A 19,170-nucleotide genomic window follows, 5' to 3' on the forward strand; every position below is an offset into this window, starting at 1 on the left:
AGTTGACGAGGAGAAGTCGTGACCGCAGCCCCCGAACAGGTCGATGTCCTCGGCGTAGCCCGCGAGCAGGTGCTGGAGCAGGGCGTCGGGCTGTCCGAGGAGCAGGTGCTGGAAGTCCTGCGACTGCCCGACGACCGCATCCCGGAGCTGCTGGAGCTCGCGCACGCGGTGCGGATGCGCTGGTGCGGGCCGGAGGTCGAGGTCGAGGGCATCGTGTCGCTCAAGACCGGCGGGTGCCCCGAGGACTGCCACTTCTGCTCCCAGTCGGGGCAGTTCCCCTCGCCGGTGCGCTCGGCGTGGCTGGACATCCCCGGCCTGGTCAAGGCCGCCCGGCAGACCGCCGAGACCGGCGCGACCGAGTTCTGCATCGTGGCCGCGGTGCGCGGGCCGGACAAGCGGCTGCTGTCGCAGGTCCGCGACGGCATCAAGGCCATCCGCGAGGACGGCAACGACATCCAGATCGCGTGCTCGCTCGGCATGCTCACCCAGGAGCAGGTGGACGAGCTGGTGGAGATGGGCGTCCACCGCTACAACCACAACCTGGAGACGGCCCGCTCCCACTTCCCGAACGTGGTCACCACGCACTCGTGGGAAGAGCGCTGGGACACGCTGAAGATGATCCGCGCGGCGGGCATGGAGGTCTGCTGCGGCGGCATCATCGGCATGGGCGAGACGCTGGAGCAGCGCGCCGAGTTCGCCGTGCAGCTCGCCGAGCTGGAGCCCGACGAGGTGCCGCTGAACTTCCTGATCCCCAACCCCGGCACGCCGTACGAGAACTACCCGGTGGTCGAGGGCCCCGAGGCGCTGCGGACCGTCGGCGCGTTCCGGCTCGCCCTGCCGCGCACGATCCTGCGCTTCGCGGGCGGCCGGGAGCTGACCTTCGGCGACCTCGGCGCCAAGCAGGGCATGCTGGGCGGCGTCAACGCGATCATCGTCGGCAACTACCTGACCAACCTCGGCCGGCCCGCGCAGCAGGACCTCGACATGCTGACCGAGCTGTCCATGCCGATCAAGGAACTGAGCAAGACCCTGTGACCACGGGACTGGGTGCGGTGACGTACTGCGGGTATTGCGGCAAGGCGCGCGCGGAGGGCGACCACTCCGCGTGCGCCTCACGGCTGGGCGTGATCGACCCGCCGAGGTTCTGCGCGGAGTGCGCGCGGCGGATGGTGGTGCAGGTGACGCCCGCCGGGTGGACGGCCACGTGCAGCCGTCACGGCGAGATCACCTCAGCGCGGTAACCTGCCCTGCATCTGGTCACGGGTGCAGGGAGGTCGTCGGGTGGCGGAGCAACCGGTGGACGAGCGGGCGACGCCCGTTCGGGTGCCACCCGCGCCGGCGTTCGAGTACTACTACGTGGTGCAGCGGCCGGGCGTCGTGGTGAAGCGCGACCTGCTGCCCGCGTTCTCCGTGCTCTCGGCGATCTCGCTGTTCGGCCTGCCCCTGGGGTGGCTGTGGGCGCGGCTGGCGCCGCCGCAGAACGTGGTGGCGCAGCAGGACGGGGCGCTGATCCCGGTCACCGGCGAGAGCTACCACCGGCTCGACGGGCTGATGCTGTTCGTGCTCATGGGGCTGGCCGCCGGGCTGGTCACCGGCATCGCGGTGTGGTTGCTGCGGGAGCGGCGCGGCCCGGTCGTGATGCTGGCGGCCACGCTCGGCGGTGCGGCGGCGGCCTACCTGGCGCAGCTGACCGGCAAGGGCGCCGCGGGCAGCCGGTACGCCGTCGACGCCGCGCCCGCGGTGGGTGACGTGATCGCCCTGGCCCCGGTGCTGGAGACGTGGTGGGGCTTGCTGGCGTGGCCCTTGGGCACGGCGCTGGCGTACGGCTGCCTGGCCGCGTGGAACGGTCTGGACGACCTCGGCCGTCGGCTCGGCTAGAGCCGGTAGGCGGTGTCCGGCACGTCGGTGACGAACATGTGCCCCGGCGCGTGGGTGATCGCGAACGGCGGTTTCGAGGCCATCACGGCCGCCTGCGGCGTCACGCCGCACGCCCAGAACACCGGCACGTCGCCCTCGTGCGGTGCGGTCCGGTCGCCGAAGTCGGGCCGGTCCAGGTCCGCGATGCCGAGCGCGCCCGGATCGCCCACGTGGACCGGCGCGCCGTGCACGGCGGGCATCCGGGCCGTGACCTCCCGCGCGGTCTCGACCAGGTCGGCCGGGACGTAGCGCATCGAGACGACCACCGGGCCGTGCAGGCGCCCGGCGGGGCGGCACTCGCGGTCGGTCACGTACATCGGCACGTTGACGCGCTGCTCGACGTGCCGCAGCGGGACGTGCGCCTGCTTGAGCGCGGACTCGAACGTGAAGCTGCACCCGATGAGGAACGCGACCAGGTCGTCCCGCCAGTACCCGGAGGCGTCGGTGGGCTCGTCGACCAGCTCGCCGTGCTCCCAGACCCGGTAGCGGGGCAGGTCGCGCATCAGGTCGGCGTTGTCCGCCAGGACGGTCGTGGTGCTGCCCGGGTCGGTGACGTCGAGGACCGGGCACGGCTTGGGGTTGCGCTGGGTGAACAGCAGCACGTCGTAGGCCCAGTCCGCGGGGACCGCGATGAGGTTGGCCTGGGCGTGGCCGTCCGCGAGCCCGGCCGTCGGGCCGTCGTGGTGCGCGCGGACCTGCGCCGGTGTCATCGTCGTCATCGCAGCTCCACGCCCTTCGTCTCGGGGAGGCCGAACAGGGCGAGGACGGCGATGCCGTAGCCGACCGCGCCGAAGATCATCGCGCCGCCGACGCCCATGCTCCCGGCCAGGAACCCCACCAGCGCGGGGAAGAACGCGCCGACGCCGCGGCCGAAGTTGTAGGTGAAGCCCTGGCCGGTGCCGCGCAGCTCGGTCGGGTACAGCTCGGCGAGGTAGGAGCCGAACCCGCTGAAGATCGCCGAGGTGGTGAACCCGAGCGGGAACGTGACCAGCAGGATCAGGCTGTTCGCGCCGGTCGGGATGTTGGTGAACAGCACGATGAGCAGCGCGCTGAGCACGGCGAACAGGGTGAACGTGCGCTTGCGGCCCAGCCGGTCGGTCAGGTAGCCGCCGGTGAGGTAGCCCGCGAACGCGCCGCTGATCAGCAGGGCCAGGTAGCCGCCGGTGCCGACGACGCTGAGGCCGCGTTCGGTCTTGAGGAACGTGGGCACCCAGCCGGCCAGCGTGTAGTAGCCGCCCTGGACGCCGGTGGCCAGGAGCGCGGCGAACAGCGTGGTGCGGCCGAGCTCGCCTCGGAAGACGTCCCGGAAGCGGCCCCTGGTCGGGCCGGTCGCCGGCGCCCGTTCGGCCCGGGGCGCGTCCTTGACGTTGCGGCGGACGTAGAAGACGAGGACCGCGGGGATCGCGCCGGTCCAGAACAGCACGCGCCAGGCCAGGTCGGGCGGCAGGAAGCTGAACACGGCGGTGTAGACGACGACGCTCAGGCCCCACCCGACGGCCCACGAGCTCTGGATGAACGCGACCGTGCGGCCCCGGTACCGCGGCTTGCAGTACTCGGCGACGAGGATCGCGCCCGCCGCCCACTCGCCGCCGAAGCCCAAGCCCTGCAGGGCGCGGAAGACCAGCAGCGTCTCGTAGCTGGTGGCGAAGCCGCACAGGACGGTGAAGACGGCGTAGGTGATGACGGTGATCATCAGGGTGCGGACGCGGCCGATGCGGTCCGCGAGGATGCCCGCGATCGCGCCACCGAGGGCGGAGACGACCAGCGTGACGGTGGTGAGCAGGCCCGCTTCGCCCGTGGTGAGGCCGAAGTAGGCGGTGATGGCGACCAGGCTCAGGGGCAGGACCTGGAAGTCGTAGGCGTCCAGTCCGTAGCCGCCGAACGCGCCGACGAACGCCCGCTTGCCGTTGCGTCCCAGCGTGTGGAACCAGGCGAACGGGCCTTGGTCGTCCTTGGTGGTGTCGGTGTCCGTGTTGCTCATGTCCGGGGTGCTCATGTCGGGGTCACCTCGCAGCCGAGAGGGTGTGCCGTGGCCCACACGCTAGAGGATTGTTGAACAATCCCACTAGGGGGCAATAGGACGAATCAACACCCCGGATCTCGCGCACGCTCCCGCACGCCCGCGCGAGTCGTCCCCTCGCGTCGGGCGTGTCCTACGCCCAGAACGACCGTGTCCTACGTCCACGACCCCCGAGTTGAACGCTCAGGCGTCGACGGCGCCCTTCCGCTCGTCGTACGCGGGGTAGAACTTGCGGATCAACGCCGACGTCTCGGCGTAGTCGAGCTGACCCGACGTGGGCTGGTGGCCGATGAACGTGTAAGTCAACCGGGAACCGAGCGCGGGGAAGAAGATGCGCGACGCGGTACCAATCCCGCCCATCGCGATGACAATCATCTCGGTATCACCGGAATTCACCAGCAATGACGCCAACCTCTTCAGGTCGGCCGCCGTCGTGGCCATCGTGGAAATCTTCACGATATCCGCGCCGACCTCTTTCGCCCCGCGCACGACGGCGTCGAGCTCACCGATTTCGGGAGTGTGGTCGAAATCGTGGTACGACACGATCGCCAGCGCGTCGTGCGCGTGCGCCGCAGCCACCACGTCGGCCACGACCTCCCGTGCCGACAGCTCCACGTCCACCGCGTCCACCAGGGGCGCCACCTCGCGGAACAGCTCGAGCCGGGCCTCCTCGCCGCCGCTCCACCCGCCGCCCTCCGCCGCCGAGCGCACGGTCGCCAGCACCGGCAGCCCGTCGAACGCCCGCACCTGCGCCAGCACGTGCCCGACATCGGTCCGGGAGAACCGGTCGATGCGCAATTCGGCCACGTCGACCCCGACCGAACGGGCCTGTGCCGCCGCCCGCTCGCTGTCGTCGTCGGAGAAACTCACCGCGATCAGGGGCAGGTCGAGTCCGAGCAGCGCGCGCATGCCGTTCATTCGCGGCATCCTACACCGGTCGCCCGGACGGTCAGTTGCGATGAGGCAGGGTGCCCAATTCCGACAACGGCGCGGGCACCGCGCTCAACGCGTCCAGAATGCCCGCTTCGCGGTGCAGCACCTTCCGCACCATCCGCAACCGCCGCGCGGGCGAGGTCTCCTCCAGCAGCCGCTGCCGGTCCTCCAGCGTCAGCAGGCAGTCCCCGGCCAACGCGTACGCCAGGTCCGCCACCGCCGTGTCCGGGCCGGGCGGTCGCCCCACGCTCTGGTACGCCGCCTGCCGGTAGCGCTCGTGCGCCGCCCGCGCGCTCTCCGCCAGCAGCGGCAGCACCGCCTCCACCTCCGGCGGCGCGGCCGTGTCCGGCAGCCACTGCACCGTCGCGACGAGGTACGGCGCGCTCTCCTCGTCGACCTCCAGCAACCGGAACCGCCGGCCGCCCTTCGTGGTCAGGTCGAACCGGCCGTCCGGCAGCCGCCGCGCCTCCTGGAGCACGGCCGTGCACCCGACGTCGGACAGCGCCTCGACGTTCTCCGCGCCGACCTCCCACCCCTGCTTGATCGACACCACGCCGAACGTCTTCTCCGGCACCGCGCCCGTCACGAGGTCGACGGTCAACTGCCGGTACCGCGGCTCGAACACGTGCAGCGGCAGGGACGCCCCGGGCAGCAGCACGGTGCCCAGCGGGAACAGGGGGAGCGTCGTGGTCACGAACTCAAGCTACGGGTGGACGGTGGCCGCAGCACGGCGAACGGGTCGGTGACCCGCATCTCGCCGGACACGAACCGGAACAGCGCGGCGGGCCTGCCGCCGGACGGCCCCGGCTGCACGGTCCCGCCGGTGGGCTCCAGCAACCCCCGCCGCGACAGCACGCGTTGCAGGTTGGTCGCCGACACCTTGTAGCCCAGCGCCGCCGAGTACAGCGCGCGCAGCGCGGAGATGGTGAACTCCGGCGGCGCCAGCGCGAAGCCGAGGTTGGTGTAGGACAGCTTCGACGCGAGCCGGTGCCGGGCGCGGCGGCAGATCGCCTCGTGGTCGAACGCGGTCGCGGGCAGCGCGTCCACCGGGTGCCACGCGGTGTCCGTCGGCACCACCGGGTCGATGTGCGACGGCACCAGGCCGAGGAACGCGGTCGCCACCACGCGTGGTCCGGGCACCCGCGAGGGCGTGCTGAACACGGCCAGCTGCTCGACGTGTGACAACTGTCGCACGTCGACTTTTTCCGCCAGCTGACGGCGGATCGAAGCCTCGACGTCCTCGTCGTCGCCCAGTCCGCCACCGGGCAGTGACCAGCGGTGAGCGTGCGGTTCGCGGGCGCGCTCCCACAGCATGACCTGGAGTGATCCGGCTCTCACCTGGAGCACCGCGGCCAGTACTTCATGTTCCGCCAGTCCCACTCGGCTGATACTATCGGCCACGTTTTCGACCGATAGGCGAAAACCTGGCTCTAGGGAGGAACCCATGGTCGCTACCGCCTACGTGGAGCGAACCTCGGACGGCGCCTACGACGGGATCGCGCCGGACGCCGCATGGCGGGACGAGGTGCTGGAGCTGGCGCGGCAGCGGGACGCGGTCATCCTGGCGCACAACTACCAGCTGCCCGAGATCCAGGACATCGCCCACCACACCGGGGACTCCCTGGCGCTCAGCCGCATCGCGGCCGCGAGCGACGCGTCCACCATCGTGTTCTGCGGCGTGCACTTCATGGCCGAGACGGCGAAGATCCTCGCGCCGCACAAGACGGTCCTCATCCCGGACGAGCGGGCGGGCTGCTCGCTGGCCGACTCGATCACGGGCGAGCAGTTGCGCGCGTGGAAGGCCGAGCACCCCGGTGCGATCGTCGTCTCCTACGTCAACACCACGGCCGAGGTGAAGGCGGAGACCGACATCTGCTGCACCTCGTCGAACGCCGTGGACGTGGTGCGGTCGATCCCGGCCGACCGCGAGGTGCTGTTCCTGCCGGACCAGTTCCTGGGCGCGCACGTCAAGCGCGAGACGGGCCGGGAGAACCTGCACATCTGGGCGGGCGAGTGCCACGTCCACGCGGGCATCAACGGCCCCGAGCTGGCCGAGCGCGCGGCCGCGAACCCGGAAGCCGACCTGTTCATCCACCCCGAGTGCGGCTGCGCCACGTCGGCGCTCTACCTCGCGGGCGAGGGCACCGTCCCGGCGGAGAAGGTCAAGATCCTCTCCACCGGCGACATGATCACCGCCGCGCGGCGGACCAGTGCGAAGACGGTGCTGGTGGCCACCGAGATCGGCATGCTGCACCAGCTGCGCCGGGCCGCGCCGGAGATCGACTTCCGCGCGGTGAACGACCGGGCGTCGTGCCGGTACATGAAGATGATCACCCCGGCCGCCCTGCTGCGCGGGCTGCGCGAGGGCAAGGACGAGGTGCACGTGGACCTGGAGACCGCGAAGCGGGCCCAGGGCGCGGTGCAGCGCATGATCGAGATCGGGCAGCCCGGCGGCGGGGAATGAACACCCCCCTGTGGGAGGCCCGCGCCGACCTGCTGGTCGTCGGCACGGGTGTGGCCGGTCTGACGGCGGCGCTGCGCGCGCGTGAGCTGGGGCTGCGGGTCCTGGTGGTGACCAAGGCCGCCGGCGAGGACGGCAACACCCGGTGGGCGCAGGGCGGCGTGGCCGTCGTGCTGCCCGGCGAGCACGACGAGGGCGACACGGTCGACGCGCACGTGCGCGACACGCTGGTGGCCGGGGCCGGGCTGTGCGACGAGGCCGCGGTCGACGCGATCATCTCCGGCGGGCCGGCCGCGGTGGCGCGGCTGCGCGAGCGCGGCGCGGTGTTCGACGCCGCGCCGACCGGTCGGCTGGCCCGCACGCGGGAGGGCGGGCACAGCGCGTTCCGGGTAGTGCACGCGGGAGGTGACGCGACCGGCGCGGAGGTCGAGCGCGCGTTGCTGGCGGCGGCGTCCGACGGTCGGGTGCCGGTGCTGGAGAACCACGTGGCGGTGGACGCGGTGCGCACGCCGCTCGGCCAGGTGTGCGGCCTGCTGGTGCTGGACGGCAACGGCGTGCCCGGCGTGCTCGGCGCGCCCGCGGTGCTGCTGGCCAGCGGCGGCCTCGGCCAGCTCTACCAGGCCACGTCAAACCCGGAGGTCGCGACCGGCGACGGCTTGGCGCTGGCGCTGCGCGCGGGCGCGGTGGCGGCGGACGTCGAGTTCGTCCAGTTCCACCCGACCGTGCTCTACACCGGTCGCGGCGCGCGTGGCCGCTGCCCGCTGGTCACGGAGGCGGTGCGCGGCGAGGGCGCGGTGCTGGTCGACGCGACCGGCGCGCGGGTCATGCGCGGCGTGCACCCGTTGGAGGACCTGGCGCCGCGCGACGTGGTGGCGGCGGCGATCACCCGGCACATGGCGGGCGGTCCGGGCGGAGTGGACGACCACGTGTTCCTCGACGCCACGGGCATCTCCGACTTCGCGCGCCGGTTCCCGACCGTGCACGCGGCCTGTCTCGCGGCGGGCGTCGACCCGGCGGGCGAGCCGATCCCGGTCGCGCCCGCGGCGCACTTCGCGTGCGGCGGTGTCGTGTCCGATGTGGACGGACGAACGGGCGTGACCGGCTTGTACGCGGCGGGCGAGGTGGCCCGCACCGGGCTGCACGGCGCGAACCGGCTGGCGTCCAACAGCCTGCTCGAAGGTCTGGTCGTGGGCACGCGGGCGGCCGAGGCGGTCGCGGCGGACCTGGCGCTGGGCGTGCTGGCCAAGCCGTCGGCGTCGGGCGCGGTGGAGCTGCCGACGGCGCCGGTCGCGGCCCGGGACTCGTTGCAGCGCGTCATGTCCCGGTACGCGGCGATCGGCCGTGACGCGGAAGGCTTGGCGGTGGTCGGCTCGGTGCTCGACCTGTCCACTGCGGACCGGAAGCTGGACAGCCGGGAACTGGTCGAGGACGCGGCGCTCACGGTGGCCGCGCGGGCGCTGATCGCGGCGGCGGCGCAGCGCGAGGAGTCGCGCGGCTGCCACGTGCGCACCGACTTCACCGAGCGGGACGAGGTGCGCTGGCAGCGCAGCCAGGTGGTCCGGCTCAACCCGTCCGGCCAGCCGGTGCTGGCCGATCCGGCAGTGGCCAGGGGAGTGGCATGAACCTCGAACTCGATCTGGACGACGCGCGGCGCGTGATCGCGACGGCGCTGGAGGAGGACCTGCGGTACGGCGCGGACGCGACGACCGAGGCGACCGTGCCCGCGGACGCGGTGGCCGTGGCGGAGCTGACGCCCCGCGCGGCCGGTGTGCTCGCGGGCATCCCGGTGGCGCTGGAGGTGTTCCGGCAGGTCACCGACGTGGACGTGCTGGAGCAGCGACGGGACGGCGACAAGGCCGTGCCCGGCGAGCCCGCGCTGGTGCTGCGCGGCCCGGTGCGCGGCCTGCTCACCGCCGAGCGCACCGCGCTGAACCTGCTGTGCCACCTGTCCGGCGTGGCCACGCTCACCGCCGCCTGGGTGGACGAGGTCGCGGGCACCAAGGCGCGGGTGCGCGACTCCCGCAAGACCCTGCCGGGCCTGCGGCTGCTGGAGAAGTACGCGGTGCGCTGCGGCGGGGGCGTCAACCACCGGCTCGGCCTCGGCGACGCGGTGCTGATCAAGGACAACCACGTGCGCGCCGCGGGTTCGGTGCGGGCGGCGCTGGCCGCCGTGCGCGCCCACGCGCCGCACCTGCCGTGCGAGGTCGAGGTCGACTCGCTGGACCAGCTGGACGAGGCCGTCGCCGAGGGCGCGGAACTCGTGCTGCTGGACAACTTCACCGCCGCCGAGTGCGCGGAAGCGGTGCGCCGGGCGGGTGGCGTCACGCTGGAGGCGTCCGGCGGGCTCACGCTGGACGTGGCCAGGTCCTACGCCGAGACCGGCGTGGACTACCTGGCCGTCGGCGGCCTCACGCACTCCGCCCCGGCGCTCGACCTGGGGCTGGACCTGCGCTAGCCGCCGACGTCGGGCAGCGCCCGCGCCCGGGGCACGGGGCGCGGGCGCGCCCGGATCAGGAGTCGCGCCGCCTGGTCTGCTCGTCGCGCTCCACGTCCACCCGTTCCTTGCGGACCTCGCCGCCGACGTGCTGCTGCTCGGTCACGGTCTGCTTGTCGAGCCGCACCTTCTCCACCGGCTTGGTCCTCTTCTCGACCACCGGCTCCTCGCGGCGCAGCGTGACCTCGGCCTCCTCGTCGGCGAACGCGCGGTCGGTCGGCGCGCCGTCGGCGGGCTCGCGCACCACGCGCACCTCTTCGTGCGACACCGGCACCGTCACGTCCTTCTGCTCGGTCACGGTGTGCTTGACCAGCCGGACTCGGCCGGCCTCGACGTCGCGGGTGCCGACGTCCAGCTCCTCCTCGTAGCGGGTCACCGAGTCGCCGGAGCGCGCCTCGTGACGGCCGCGCTGCCCGGGGGCCGCGGGCTTGCCCGTGGTCGTCGCCTCGCCGCGCACGTTGCCGAGCCCCTCGGCGCGGGTCTCACCGGGCATCCCGCCGCCGCGCATCTCGCCGCGGGTCAGCCCCGACGTCCGCCCGGCGCCCGGCATCGGCGTGGGTTTGGTCTCGCCGCGCCCGCGGTTCGGCAGCCGGTCGTGGTCGCCGGTGCGGTGCGACGGGATGAGGCCGTAGTACTCGTACAGCTCGTCCTGCTGCTTGTCGGACATGTGCTCGTCGGACACGTCGATCCGCGGCGCGTCCTTGACCTGCTGCTTGTCCACGGGGACGGTGATCACCCCGTTGCCCAGGGTCGCGTCCTGGATCGGCACGAACGACTCCTTGAGGCCGAACAGGCCCGTGTGCACCGACGCCCACATCGGCCGCCCGTCCTGATCGTCGAGCCACACCTGTTTCACCGAGCCGATGCGCTCACCGTGCTCGTCGATCACGTCGCAGTCGTACAGGCGGTCCACTTCGGCCTGGTTGATCATGGCCGGGTCCCTTCGCGTGTCGTTTTGGTCCCGCAGAAGGCTTCCCGGCGCGAAGGGCCACCTATTCGGCTGCCACCCGTTCGTGTGAGGCAACGTCCTCCGAAAGAACTTCAGAGTCGGCGATTGGCCAGGACGGGCAAGGCATTCCTCGCCCGCGTGACACTCTCCGTGTCCACTTCGGTCAGCACGAGGCCCGGCTCGCCCGCCAGCTGCTCGACGACCTCGCCCAGCGGCGACGCGACCGTGCTGAAGCCGATGCCCGTGGGCGCGCCGTGGTCCACGCCGGGATCGGCCTGGCCGCAGGCCAGCACCCACGACGTGCAGTCCAGCGCGCGGGCGCGCACCAGCAGCTCCCACTGCTCCCGCTTGCCCGGTCCCGCGCCCCACGACGCGCACAGCAGCACGGCCGTCGCGCCGCGGTCGGCCAACGCCCGGAACAGCTCGGGGAACCGCACGTCGTAGCAGGTGGCCAGGCCGAACGTGACGCCGTCGACCTCGACGGCCACCGGCGCGGCGCCGGGCGCGACCGTGCGCGACTCGGTGAACCCGAACGCGTCGAACAGGTGGATCTTGTCGTAGCCGACGTGGTGGCCGTCGCCCGTGACGAGCAGGGTGTTGGTCACCCGGCCGTCGGGCGCGGGCGTGAACATGCCCGCCACGACGACCACGCCGTGCTCGTCGGCGATGTCGCGCACCGCGCTCGCCCACGGGCCGTCCAGCGGCTCGGCCACCGGGCCCAGGGGCACGCCGAACCGGCACATCGTGGCCTCGGGGAACACGACCACGCGGGCTCCGGCAGCCGCCGCGGCCCCGGTCTGCGACCGCACCAGGTCGAGGTTCGCCGCCGGGTCGCTGGACGAGGTGATCTGGCAGAGGGCGACACGCATGTGGCCCACTCTAGGTAGTGTCGGGTCTCGTGCGCTCCCTCCTGCCCCCGCTCGTCCTCGTCGCCCTGCTCGCCGCCGCGGGGTGCACGGGCACGACGACACCGAGCGCGGAGGGCACCTCGGACAACAGCGCGCTCGTGCTGGCCGACCCGATCGAGCCGACCACGCTGAACCCGCTGCTCGGCTACGGCCGCGAGGGCGTGTCGAAGCTGTACGACGGCCTGGTGGAGCACCGCGCGGACGGCTCGGTGCGGCCCCAGCTCGCGGCGGACGCCCCCACGCCCGCCCCGGACGGGCTGAGCTGGACCGTGGGGCTGCGCGACGACGTGAAGTTCGCCGACGGCACGTCGTTCGGGCCCGAGGACGTGGTGGCGACCTACCGGGCCCTGCTGGACCCGGCGTCCGGCTCGACCGAGCGGGCCGCGTACGCGGAGCTGACCGGCGTCGAGCAGCTGGACGTGCGCACGGTCCGCTTCACGCTGTCCCGGCCGTGGGCGGCGTTCCCGCACACGCTGGTGCTCGGCATCCTGCCCAGCGAGGCGCTCGGCGGGCCGTTGCGCGACGTGAAACCGGTGGGGACGGGCCCGTACAAGCTGGTGGAGTGGCGCAAGGGCGACCGCATGGTGCTGGAGGCCAACGCCGCCTACTTCGGCGGCGAGCCGAAGATCCGCAAGCTGACCGTGGTGTTCGTGCCCGACGACAACACGCGCGCGCAGCGGATGCAGGCGGGCGAGTTCGACGGCACCGAGCTGCCGCCCCGGCTGGCCGCGTCGTTCGGCACCGCGAACGGCATGAGGGTGATCACGCACCGCACGGCCGACCTGCGCGCCGTCACCCTGCCGGGCGGTCCCGTGACGGGTGACAGCGCGATCAGGATGGCGTTGAACCACGCGGTCAACCGCAAGGGCGCGGTGGACAACCTGCTCGGCGGCAAGGGCGCGGTGGCGACCACGCCGGTGCCGGACGCGCTGCCGGAGTTCGTGGAGACCGGCGCGCGGTTCGCCTACGACAAGGCGCTGGCCGAGCTGCTGCTGGACCAGGCGGGCTGGGTGCGCGGCGCGGACGGCGTGCGGGCGCGCGACGGCGTGGCCGCCCGGTTCACCCTGATGTACCCGATCGGCGACGTGGTGCGCGCCGACCTGGCCACCGCGTTCGCAGCGGACGCCAAGGCGGTGGGCATCGACGTGCAGCTGGCCGGCCTCGGCTGGGACGCCGTCACGCCGAGGCTGGGCGCGGACGCGCTGCTGCACGGCGGCGGCACGCCGTTCGACCCGGACCTGATGACCTACGAGGAGCTGCACACGCCCAACCCGTGGGGCTACTCGAACCCGCAGGTCGACGCGGCCCTGGACATCGGGCGCACGGTGCTGGACCCGCCGCAGCGCGCTGCGGCCTACAAGCAGTTCCAGCGGGCGTACGTGGCCGCGCCGGGCATGGTGGTGCTGGCCTCGGTGCAGCACACGTACGTGGTGCGGGAGAACTGGAACGGCTACCAGGAGGTCGTCGACCCGCACGCGCGCGGCGCGCTGGGCTGGGGTCCGTGGTGGAACCTGGAGAAGTGGACGCCCCGCTAGGGCCGGTCCTGCTGCATCCTTGTGGCGACAGTGGTGCCGTCCACGAGCTAAGGGGACGCCGTGACGATCTTCCTCGACTCCGCCGGGTCCTCCCTGCCGCCGCGCGAGGTGCTGGACGAGGTGATCGGCCACCTGCGGCGGGAGGCGGAGGTCGGCGGGTACGTCGCCGCGCGGGAGCGGGCCGACGACCTGGAGGCCGGGTACGGGGTGTTCGCCGAGCTGCTGGGCGCGCGGCCGGACGAGGTCGCGTTCACCGACAGCGCCACCCGCGCGTGGCTGACCGCGTTCGACGCCGTGCCGCTGGCCGCGGGGGACCGGGTGCTGTTCAGCGAGGCCGAGTACGCGGGCACGGCCATCCCCATCCTGCGCCGGGCGCGCGAGGTGGGCGCGACGGCCGAGGCGGTGCCGTCCGACGCGTTCGGGCAGGTCGACGTGGACGCGCTCAAGGAGATGCTGGACGAACGGGTGAAGCTGGTCTCCCTGGTGCACGTGCCGACCAACAGCGGGCTGGTCAACCCGGCGCGCGAGGTCGCCGAGGCCGCGCACGAGGTGGGCGCGCTGGTGCTGCTGGACGCGTGCCAGTCGATCGGGCAGCTGCCCGTGCGGGCCGACGAGCTGGGCGTGGACCTCATCGCGGGCACGGGCCGCAAGTGGCTGCGCGGGCCGCGGGGCACCGGTGTGCTGGTGGTGCGCCGCGAGGCCGCCGCGCGGATGCGGCCGAGGCTGGTCGACCTGCACAGCGCAGAGTGGGTCGCGCCCGAGGAGATCCGGCTGCGCGACGACGCGCGGGTCTACGAGATCTGGGAGTGCGGCGTCGCCGACCGGCTCGGGCTCATCGCGGCGGCGCGGTACGCGCTGGCCAAGGGCATCGACGTGATCGAACGGGAGGTCGGCGAGCGCGCGCAGCGGCTGCGCGACGGGCTGGGCGCGCTGCCGGGCGTGACGGTGCGCGACCCGGGCGTGCGCAAGGCCGGCCTGGTCACGTTCACGGTGGACGGGGTCGCGGCGGCCGACGTGCGGGACCGGCTGGCCCGCGACGGCGTCACGGTCACCGTCAGCGGCGCGTCGTCCACGCTGCTGGACATGACCCGGCGCGGGCTCGACGAGGTCGTGAGGGCCTCGCCCCACTACTTCGTCGAGCCCGCGCTCATCGATCAGGCCGTGGCGGCCGTCAGCAGGTGCGCCCGGTGATGCGCGGGACGCAGTCGGAGTAGTCGAGGAACAGCTGCACCGCGGTGTCGTTGCGCGAGGTCTGCGCCGCGATCACGGTGTCGCGCGGGTAGAAGCCGCTGGTGCCGCTCGCCGAGGCCGGGTACATCTCGAACGTGTAGCTCCAGATCTTGTGCGCGGCCCACATCCAGTCGTCCACGCTGCCGTCGGTGATGTAGAGGTCGCTGGCCTGCTGCGGCGTGTAGCCGTTCAGCGACGCCATCCGCTTGCCCATGGTCTGGAACACGTTGGCCTGGGTGGCGTCCAGGCCCGCCGCGGTGTCGTTGTAGGTGTAGCCGTAGGGCCACAGGATCAGCTCCGAGAACGTGTGCCAGTCGATGTGCGACTTGATCTGCTGCACACCGCCGACCACGCGGCCGTTGACGAAGTCGCGGACGCGCGCGGTCTCCGGCGCGGAGAACGCCGACGGGCCGCGGTAGGTCTCGCTCGACCCGCTGCCGCTGGAACCGCCGCAGCAGCCCCACTGGTGACCCCAGTTGCGGTTGGGGTCGGTGCCGGTCGAGGTCGAGTTCGGCTGCCGGTTCTTCCGCCACGCCCGGAACGAGCCGGTCGCGATGTCGTACTCCGAGCCGTCCGGGTTGACGCTGGGGATGACCCAGATCTCCCGGCTGTCGACCGCGCCCTTGATGGCCGCGTTGGAGGCGTAGTTGTCCGTGTACCGCTTGATGATGTGCAGGCACATCTCCACGGTCAGGTGCTCCCGCGCGTGCTGGTTGCAGGTGAACAGCACCTCGGGCTCGGACTCGTCGACCGACGGGTTGTCGCTGATCTTGATCATCCACAGGTCGCGGTTCTGGTACGACTTGCCGATGCTGCGCAGCGTGACCAGGTTCGGGTGGTCCGAGACGGTCTGGTTCAGCTCGGCGACCATCTCCGCGTAGTTGTGGTAGCCGGTGTAGCCGGACGGGAAGTCCAGCGTGCCGAGCTGCGGGTCGGCGAAGTCCGCCTTGCCCAGGCCCGCGAGCTGGGCGTCCGCGTCGCCGGTCGCGCGCAGGGGCAGGCCGGTGGCCCGCAGCAGCCACTGCTGGCGGGGTTCGGCGAGCACGGTGAGCGTGTCACCGCTCTGGCCGAGCACGTCGACGCCGGTCCGGGCGACCTTCGTGCGCGCCTCGGGGGTGGTGGCGGTGACCTCGAACACGGTCCGCTCGGTGGATTGCGCGGTCGCCGTCTGAGCGGACCCGGGGTGCGCGGGGAGCACCAGGGCCACGCTCGCGACCAGCGCGGCGGCCACAAGGCCGCGCCGCTTGGTGAACATCAAGCCTCCATCATCAGCAGGGTTTGCGACGGATGCGTACGCAGCGTGGCGCGCCGGTCACGGATCGAGGTAGCCGCCGTTTGTCGGGTTCACAACTCGGGGCCGGGCTGACAGTTGACGGAATTGGCGACGCCTTACCCTTGAGGGCATGCTCAACCGCATCGACCTGCGAGGTCGTGTCCCGTCACCCGCCGAACTGCGCGCCGCGCTGCCGCGCGCCGAGGTCGACGTGGACGCGGTGCTGCATCAGGTCCGGCCGCTGGTGGACGACGTGCGCGAACGGGGCGTCGAGGCTGTGCTGGAGCACGGCGAGAAGTTCGACAAGGTGCGCCCGGAGTCCGTCCGCGTGCCCGCCGCCGAGCTGGAGCGCGCGCTGTCCGAGCTGGACCCGGCCGTGCGGGCGGCGCTGGAGGAGTCCATCACCCGCGCCCGCAAGGTGCACGCCGACCAGCGCCGGGTCGACACGACCACCCAGGTCGTGCCCGGCGGCACGGTCACCGAGCGCTGGGTGCCGGTGTCCCGCGTCGGCCTGTACGTGCCCGGCGGCCTGGCCGTCTACCCGTCCAGCGTGGTCATGAACGTGGTGCCGGCGCAGATCGCGGGCGTCGAGTCGCTCGTGGTGTGCTCGCCGCCGCAGGCGGAGTTCGGCGGCCTGCCGCACCCGGCGATCCTGGCCGCCGCCGCGCTGCTCGGCGTCACGGAGGTGTGGGCGGTGGGCGGCGCGCTCGCCGTCGCGCTGCTGGCCTACGGCGGCACCGACACCGACGGGCGGCTGCTGGAGCCGGTGGACCTGGTGACCGGTCCCGGCAACATCTACCTGACCGCGGCCAAGCGGCTGCTGCGCGGCCTGATCGGCATCGACTCCGAGGCCGGGCCGACCGAGATCGCGATCCTGGCCGACGGCACGGCCGACCCGGTGCACGTGGCCGCCGACCTGATCAGCCAGGCCGAGCACGACACGCTGGCCGCGAGCGTCCTGGTGACCACGTCGGTCGAGCTGGCGGACGCCGTGGACGCCGAGCTTGACCGCCAGGTCGGCGCGACCAAGCACCGCGAGCGCGTGCGGACGGCGCTGACCGGCCGGCAGTCCGGCACCGTGCTGGTGTCGAGCCTGGACGAGGGGCTGCGGGTGGTGGACACCTACGCCGCCGAGCACCTGGAGGTCCAGACCGCCGACGCCCGCGAGGTGGCCGCCCGCGTGCGCGCGGCCGGTGCGGTCTTCGTGGGCGCGCACTCGCCGGTGTCGCTGGGCGACTACTGCGCGGGCTCGAACCACGTGCTGCCCACCGCCGGCTGCGCGCGGCACTCGTCGGGGCTGTCGGTGCAGACGTTCCTGCGCGGCATCCACGTCATCGACTACAGCGAGGACGCGTTGCGCGAGGTCGCGCCGCACGTCGTGGCGCTGGCGAACGCCGAGGACCTGCCCGCGCACGGCCAGGCGGTCACGGCGAGGTTCGGCGGATGAGGCCCCTCGGCGACCAGGTCGAGATCGGCGACCTGCCCCTGCGTGACGACCTGCGCGGCCGTACGCCGTACGGCGCGCCTCAGCTGGACGTGGCCGTCCGGCTGAACACCAACGAGAACCCGTACCCGCCCACGCCCGCCCTGGTGGAGGACGTCGTGCGCGAGGTGGCGGCGATCGCGGGCGAGCTGCACCGCTACCCGGACCGGGACGCGGTGGCGCTGCGCGAGGACCTGGCCGCCTACCTGTCCTCGTCCACGGGTGTCCAGCTGACCTCGGCGAACGTGTGGGCGGCGAACGGGTCGAACGAGGTGCTGCAGCAGATCCTGCAGGCGTTCGGCGGGCCGGGCCGCTCCGCGCTGGGCTTCGAGCCGTCGTACTCGATGCACCCGATCATCGCCGCGGGCACGCGCACCGAGTGGGCTCCGACACCGCGTCGCGCGGACTTCTCGCTGGACGTGGCGCGGGCGGCCGAGATCGTGGCCGAGCGCGCGCCCGACGTGGTGTTCGTGACCAGCCCGAACAACCCGACCGGGCAGAGCCTGCCGCTGGACGACCTGCGCGTGCTCATCGAGGCCGCGCCCGGCATGGTCGTGGTGGACGAGGCGTACGCGGAGTTCTCGTCGCGGCCGAGCGCGGTCGCGCTGCTGGCCGACCACCCGGCGAAGCTGATCGTCAGCCGCACCATGAGCAAGGCGTTCGCGTTCGCGGGCGGTCGGCTGGGCTACCTCGCCGCCGCGCCCGCCGTGGTGGACGCGTTGCAGCTCGTGCGGCTGCCGTACCACCTGTCGGCGTTGACGCAGGCGGCGGCGCGGGCGTCGCTGCGGCACGCGGCGGAGACGCTCGGGTCGGTGGCGAAGCTGGCGGCCGAGCGGGACCGGGTGGTGGACTCGCTCGCGGGCCTGGGCTTCTCGGTGGTGCCGAGCGACGCGAACTTCGTGCTGTTCGGGTGGTTCGAGGACGCGCACGCCACGTGGCGGTCGTATTTGGAACGCGGTGTGCTGATCAGGGACGTCGGCATCGCCGGACATCTGCGGGTGACGGTCGGTACTCCGGAGGAGAACGACGCGTTCCTCGCGGCGAGCAAGGAGGTTGGCCGGTGAGCCGGGTCGGCAAGGTGGAGCGGACCACCAGGGAGTCGTCGGTGTACGTCGAGGTCGACCTCGACGGCACCGGGCAGGTCGAGATCGCGACGGGGGTGCCGTTCTACGACCACATGCTGACCGCGCTGGGCGTGCACGGGTCGTTCGACCTGGTCGTCCGGGCGACCGGTGACGTGGAGATCGACGCGCACCACACCGTGGAGGACGTGGCGATCGTGCTCGGGCAGGCGCTGCGGGAGGCGTTGGGGGACAAGGCGGGCATCCGCCGGTTCGGCGACGCGTGGATCCCGATGGACGAGACGCTGGCGCACGCCGCGGTGGACGTGTCGGGGCGGCCGTACTGCGTGCACGTGGGCGAGCCGGAGCAGTTCAACACCTTCACGATCGGCGGCAACTACCCGTTCGTGCTGAACCGGCACGTGTTCGACTCGCTGGCGTTCCACGCGGGCATCGCGCTGCACGTGCGGGTGGAGTACGGGCGCGACCCGCACCACATCACCGAGGCGCAGTTCAAGGCGATCGCCCGGGCGCTGCGCGCGGCCGTCGAGCCGGACCCGCGCGTAGGTGGCGTGCCGTCGACCAAGGGCGTCCTGTAGATGCCCAAGGAGTACGTGGTCATCGGCTTGATCGCGCTGGCCGGTTTCCTCGGTGGCGGCGTCTACAGCACGTGGAAGACGGCCCGGGGCCTGGCGATCGTCCTGCTGGTCCTGACCGTCGTCGCCGTGGGCGCCGCCCTCGCCTGGCTGCTCTGAGCGTTCACCTCGCCTGCCCCGAACGTAGGACACGCGCGTTCCGAACGTAGGACTCTCGCGCGAGTCCTACGTTCGGCACGCGTGAGTCGAACGCTCAGGTCCCGCGTGTCGAACGCTCAGGTCCCGCGTGTCGAACGCTCAGGTCCCGTGA

20 protein-coding genes are annotated in these 19,170 nt (G+C 72.7%); 12 read left to right on the forward strand and 8 right to left on the reverse strand.

Going from position 1 to position 19,170, the window contains the following annotated elements:
• Nucleotides 1-18 precede the first annotated feature (18 nt).
• The 3 genes from bioB to ACIQMJ_RS15995 are packed head-to-tail and all read left to right on the forward strand — an operon-like array spanning nt 19 to nt 1,878.
• Nucleotides 19-1,035, forward strand: coding sequence for a biotin synthase BioB (gene bioB / locus ACIQMJ_RS15985; protein ID WP_499761704.1), 1,017 nt, complete (start codon nt 19-21; stop codon nt 1,033-1,035).
• Entirely contained in the window at nt 1,032-1,241 is a 210-nt protein-coding gene (gene bsaP / locus ACIQMJ_RS15990; protein ID WP_246108029.1) for a biotin synthase auxiliary protein BsaP, read from the forward strand. The genes bioB and bsaP overlap by 4 nt, the downstream gene beginning before the upstream one ends.
• Before the next feature lie 40 nt (nt 1,242-1,281).
• Nucleotides 1,282-1,878 (forward strand): DUF2567 domain-containing protein, encoded by a 597-nt coding sequence (locus ACIQMJ_RS15995; protein ID WP_499761705.1) that lies wholly within the window; start codon nt 1,282-1,284, stop codon nt 1,876-1,878.
• Here ACIQMJ_RS15995 and ACIQMJ_RS16000 read toward each other — a convergent pair.
• From ACIQMJ_RS16000 to ACIQMJ_RS16020, 5 genes are all read right to left on the reverse strand, one after another.
• Nucleotides 1,875-2,636 (reverse strand): putative hydro-lyase, encoded by a 762-nt coding sequence (locus tag ACIQMJ_RS16000; protein ID WP_499761706.1) that lies wholly within the window; start codon nt 2,634-2,636, stop codon nt 1,875-1,877. The genes ACIQMJ_RS15995 and ACIQMJ_RS16000 overlap by 4 nt on opposite strands.
• Nucleotides 2,633-3,913, reverse strand: coding sequence for an MFS transporter (locus tag ACIQMJ_RS16005; protein ID WP_499761707.1), 1,281 nt, complete (start codon nt 3,911-3,913; stop codon nt 2,633-2,635). The genes ACIQMJ_RS16000 and ACIQMJ_RS16005 overlap by 4 nt, the downstream gene beginning before the upstream one ends.
• Before the next feature lie 207 nt (nt 3,914-4,120).
• Nucleotides 4,121-4,855: a type I 3-dehydroquinate dehydratase gene (gene aroD, locus ACIQMJ_RS16010; protein WP_499761708.1), complete on the reverse strand. Its 735-nt coding sequence runs from the start codon at nt 4,853-4,855 to the stop codon at nt 4,121-4,123.
• A 31-nt stretch (nt 4,856-4,886) separates the two neighbouring features.
• Nucleotides 4,887-5,564 carry an LON peptidase substrate-binding domain-containing protein gene (locus tag ACIQMJ_RS16015; protein ID WP_499761709.1) on the reverse strand — a complete coding sequence of 226 codons (678 nt, stop codon included), beginning with the start codon at nt 5,562-5,564 and terminating at the stop codon, nt 4,887-4,889.
• A complete protein-coding gene (locus ACIQMJ_RS16020; protein ID WP_499761710.1) occupies nt 5,561-6,250 on the reverse strand; it encodes an NUDIX hydrolase in 690 nt (229 codons plus the stop codon). Before ACIQMJ_RS16020 ends, ACIQMJ_RS16015 begins: the two co-directional genes overlap by 4 nt.
• A gap of 64 nt (nt 6,251-6,314) precedes the next feature.
• On the opposite strand from ACIQMJ_RS16020, the gene nadA reads away from it, so the two are divergent.
• From nadA to nadC, 3 genes are read left to right on the forward strand one after another with little or no spacing between them, the layout of a single operon-like run.
• Nucleotides 6,315-7,334, forward strand: coding sequence for a quinolinate synthase NadA (nadA, locus tag ACIQMJ_RS16025; RefSeq protein WP_499761711.1), 1,020 nt, complete (start codon nt 6,315-6,317; stop codon nt 7,332-7,334).
• Nucleotides 7,331-8,953: an L-aspartate oxidase gene (locus ACIQMJ_RS16030; protein ID WP_499761712.1), complete on the forward strand. Its 1,623-nt coding sequence runs from the start codon at nt 7,331-7,333 to the stop codon at nt 8,951-8,953. Before nadA ends, ACIQMJ_RS16030 begins: the two co-directional genes overlap by 4 nt.
• Complete coding sequence (nadC, locus tag ACIQMJ_RS16035; RefSeq protein ID WP_499761713.1) at nt 8,950-9,786, forward strand: carboxylating nicotinate-nucleotide diphosphorylase; 837 nt, start codon at nt 8,950-8,952, stop codon at nt 9,784-9,786. Before ACIQMJ_RS16030 ends, nadC begins: the two co-directional genes overlap by 4 nt.
• A gap of 55 nt (nt 9,787-9,841) precedes the next feature.
• Here the strand turns inward: nadC and ACIQMJ_RS16040 are convergent, their stop codons facing one another.
• Nucleotides 9,842-10,756 carry a DUF2382 domain-containing protein gene (locus ACIQMJ_RS16040; protein ID WP_499761714.1) on the reverse strand — a complete coding sequence of 305 codons (915 nt, stop codon included), beginning with the start codon at nt 10,754-10,756 and terminating at the stop codon, nt 9,842-9,844.
• Between the two features lie 110 nt (nt 10,757-10,866).
• On the reverse strand, nt 10,867-11,643 hold the full coding sequence (locus ACIQMJ_RS16045) for a carbon-nitrogen hydrolase family protein (protein ID WP_499761715.1): 777 nt from the start codon (nt 11,641-11,643) through the stop codon (nt 10,867-10,869).
• Nucleotides 11,644-11,672: 29 nt separating this feature from the next.
• On the opposite strand from ACIQMJ_RS16045, the gene ACIQMJ_RS16050 reads away from it, so the two are divergent.
• The gene (locus tag ACIQMJ_RS16050; protein ID WP_499761716.1) at nt 11,673-13,217 is read left to right on the forward strand and encodes an ABC transporter substrate-binding protein; all 1,545 of its coding nucleotides are present in this window, start codon (nt 11,673-11,675) and stop codon (nt 13,215-13,217) included.
• 60 nt (nt 13,218-13,277) lie between these two features.
• Entirely contained in the window at nt 13,278-14,408 is a 1,131-nt protein-coding gene (locus ACIQMJ_RS16055) for an aminotransferase class V-fold PLP-dependent enzyme (protein ID WP_499761717.1), read from the forward strand.
• On the opposite strand, the gene ACIQMJ_RS16060 is transcribed toward ACIQMJ_RS16055, so the two are convergent.
• Entirely contained in the window at nt 14,389-15,702 is a 1,314-nt protein-coding gene (locus ACIQMJ_RS16060) for a M14 family metallopeptidase (RefSeq protein WP_499761718.1), read from the reverse strand. The genes ACIQMJ_RS16055 and ACIQMJ_RS16060 overlap by 20 nt on opposite strands.
• 148 nt (nt 15,703-15,850) lie before the next feature.
• Between ACIQMJ_RS16060 and hisD the strand changes: the two genes are divergently transcribed.
• Genes hisD through ACIQMJ_RS16080 form a run of 4 tightly spaced genes read left to right on the forward strand, consistent with a single transcriptional unit; the run spans nt 15,851 to nt 19,019 of the window.
• Complete coding sequence (hisD, locus tag ACIQMJ_RS16065) at nt 15,851-17,167, forward strand: histidinol dehydrogenase (protein ID WP_499761719.1); 1,317 nt, start codon at nt 15,851-15,853, stop codon at nt 17,165-17,167.
• Nucleotides 17,164-18,267, forward strand: a complete 1,104-nt coding sequence (locus ACIQMJ_RS16070; RefSeq protein ID WP_499761720.1) for a histidinol-phosphate transaminase — start codon at nt 17,164-17,166, stop codon at nt 18,265-18,267. Before hisD ends, ACIQMJ_RS16070 begins: the two co-directional genes overlap by 4 nt.
• Nucleotides 18,264-18,863 carry an imidazoleglycerol-phosphate dehydratase HisB gene (gene hisB, locus ACIQMJ_RS16075; protein ID WP_499761721.1) on the forward strand — a complete coding sequence of 200 codons (600 nt, stop codon included), beginning with the start codon at nt 18,264-18,266 and terminating at the stop codon, nt 18,861-18,863. Before ACIQMJ_RS16070 ends, hisB begins: the two co-directional genes overlap by 4 nt.
• Complete coding sequence (locus ACIQMJ_RS16080) at nt 18,864-19,019, forward strand: CG2302 family histidine operon protein (RefSeq protein WP_499761722.1); 156 nt, start codon at nt 18,864-18,866, stop codon at nt 19,017-19,019.
• The last annotated feature ends 151 nt before the right edge of the window (nt 19,020-19,170 follow it).

The organism is Actinosynnema sp. NPDC091369, from assembly GCF_044757065.1.
Lineage (GTDB): Bacteria > Actinomycetota > Actinomycetes > Mycobacteriales > Pseudonocardiaceae > Actinosynnema.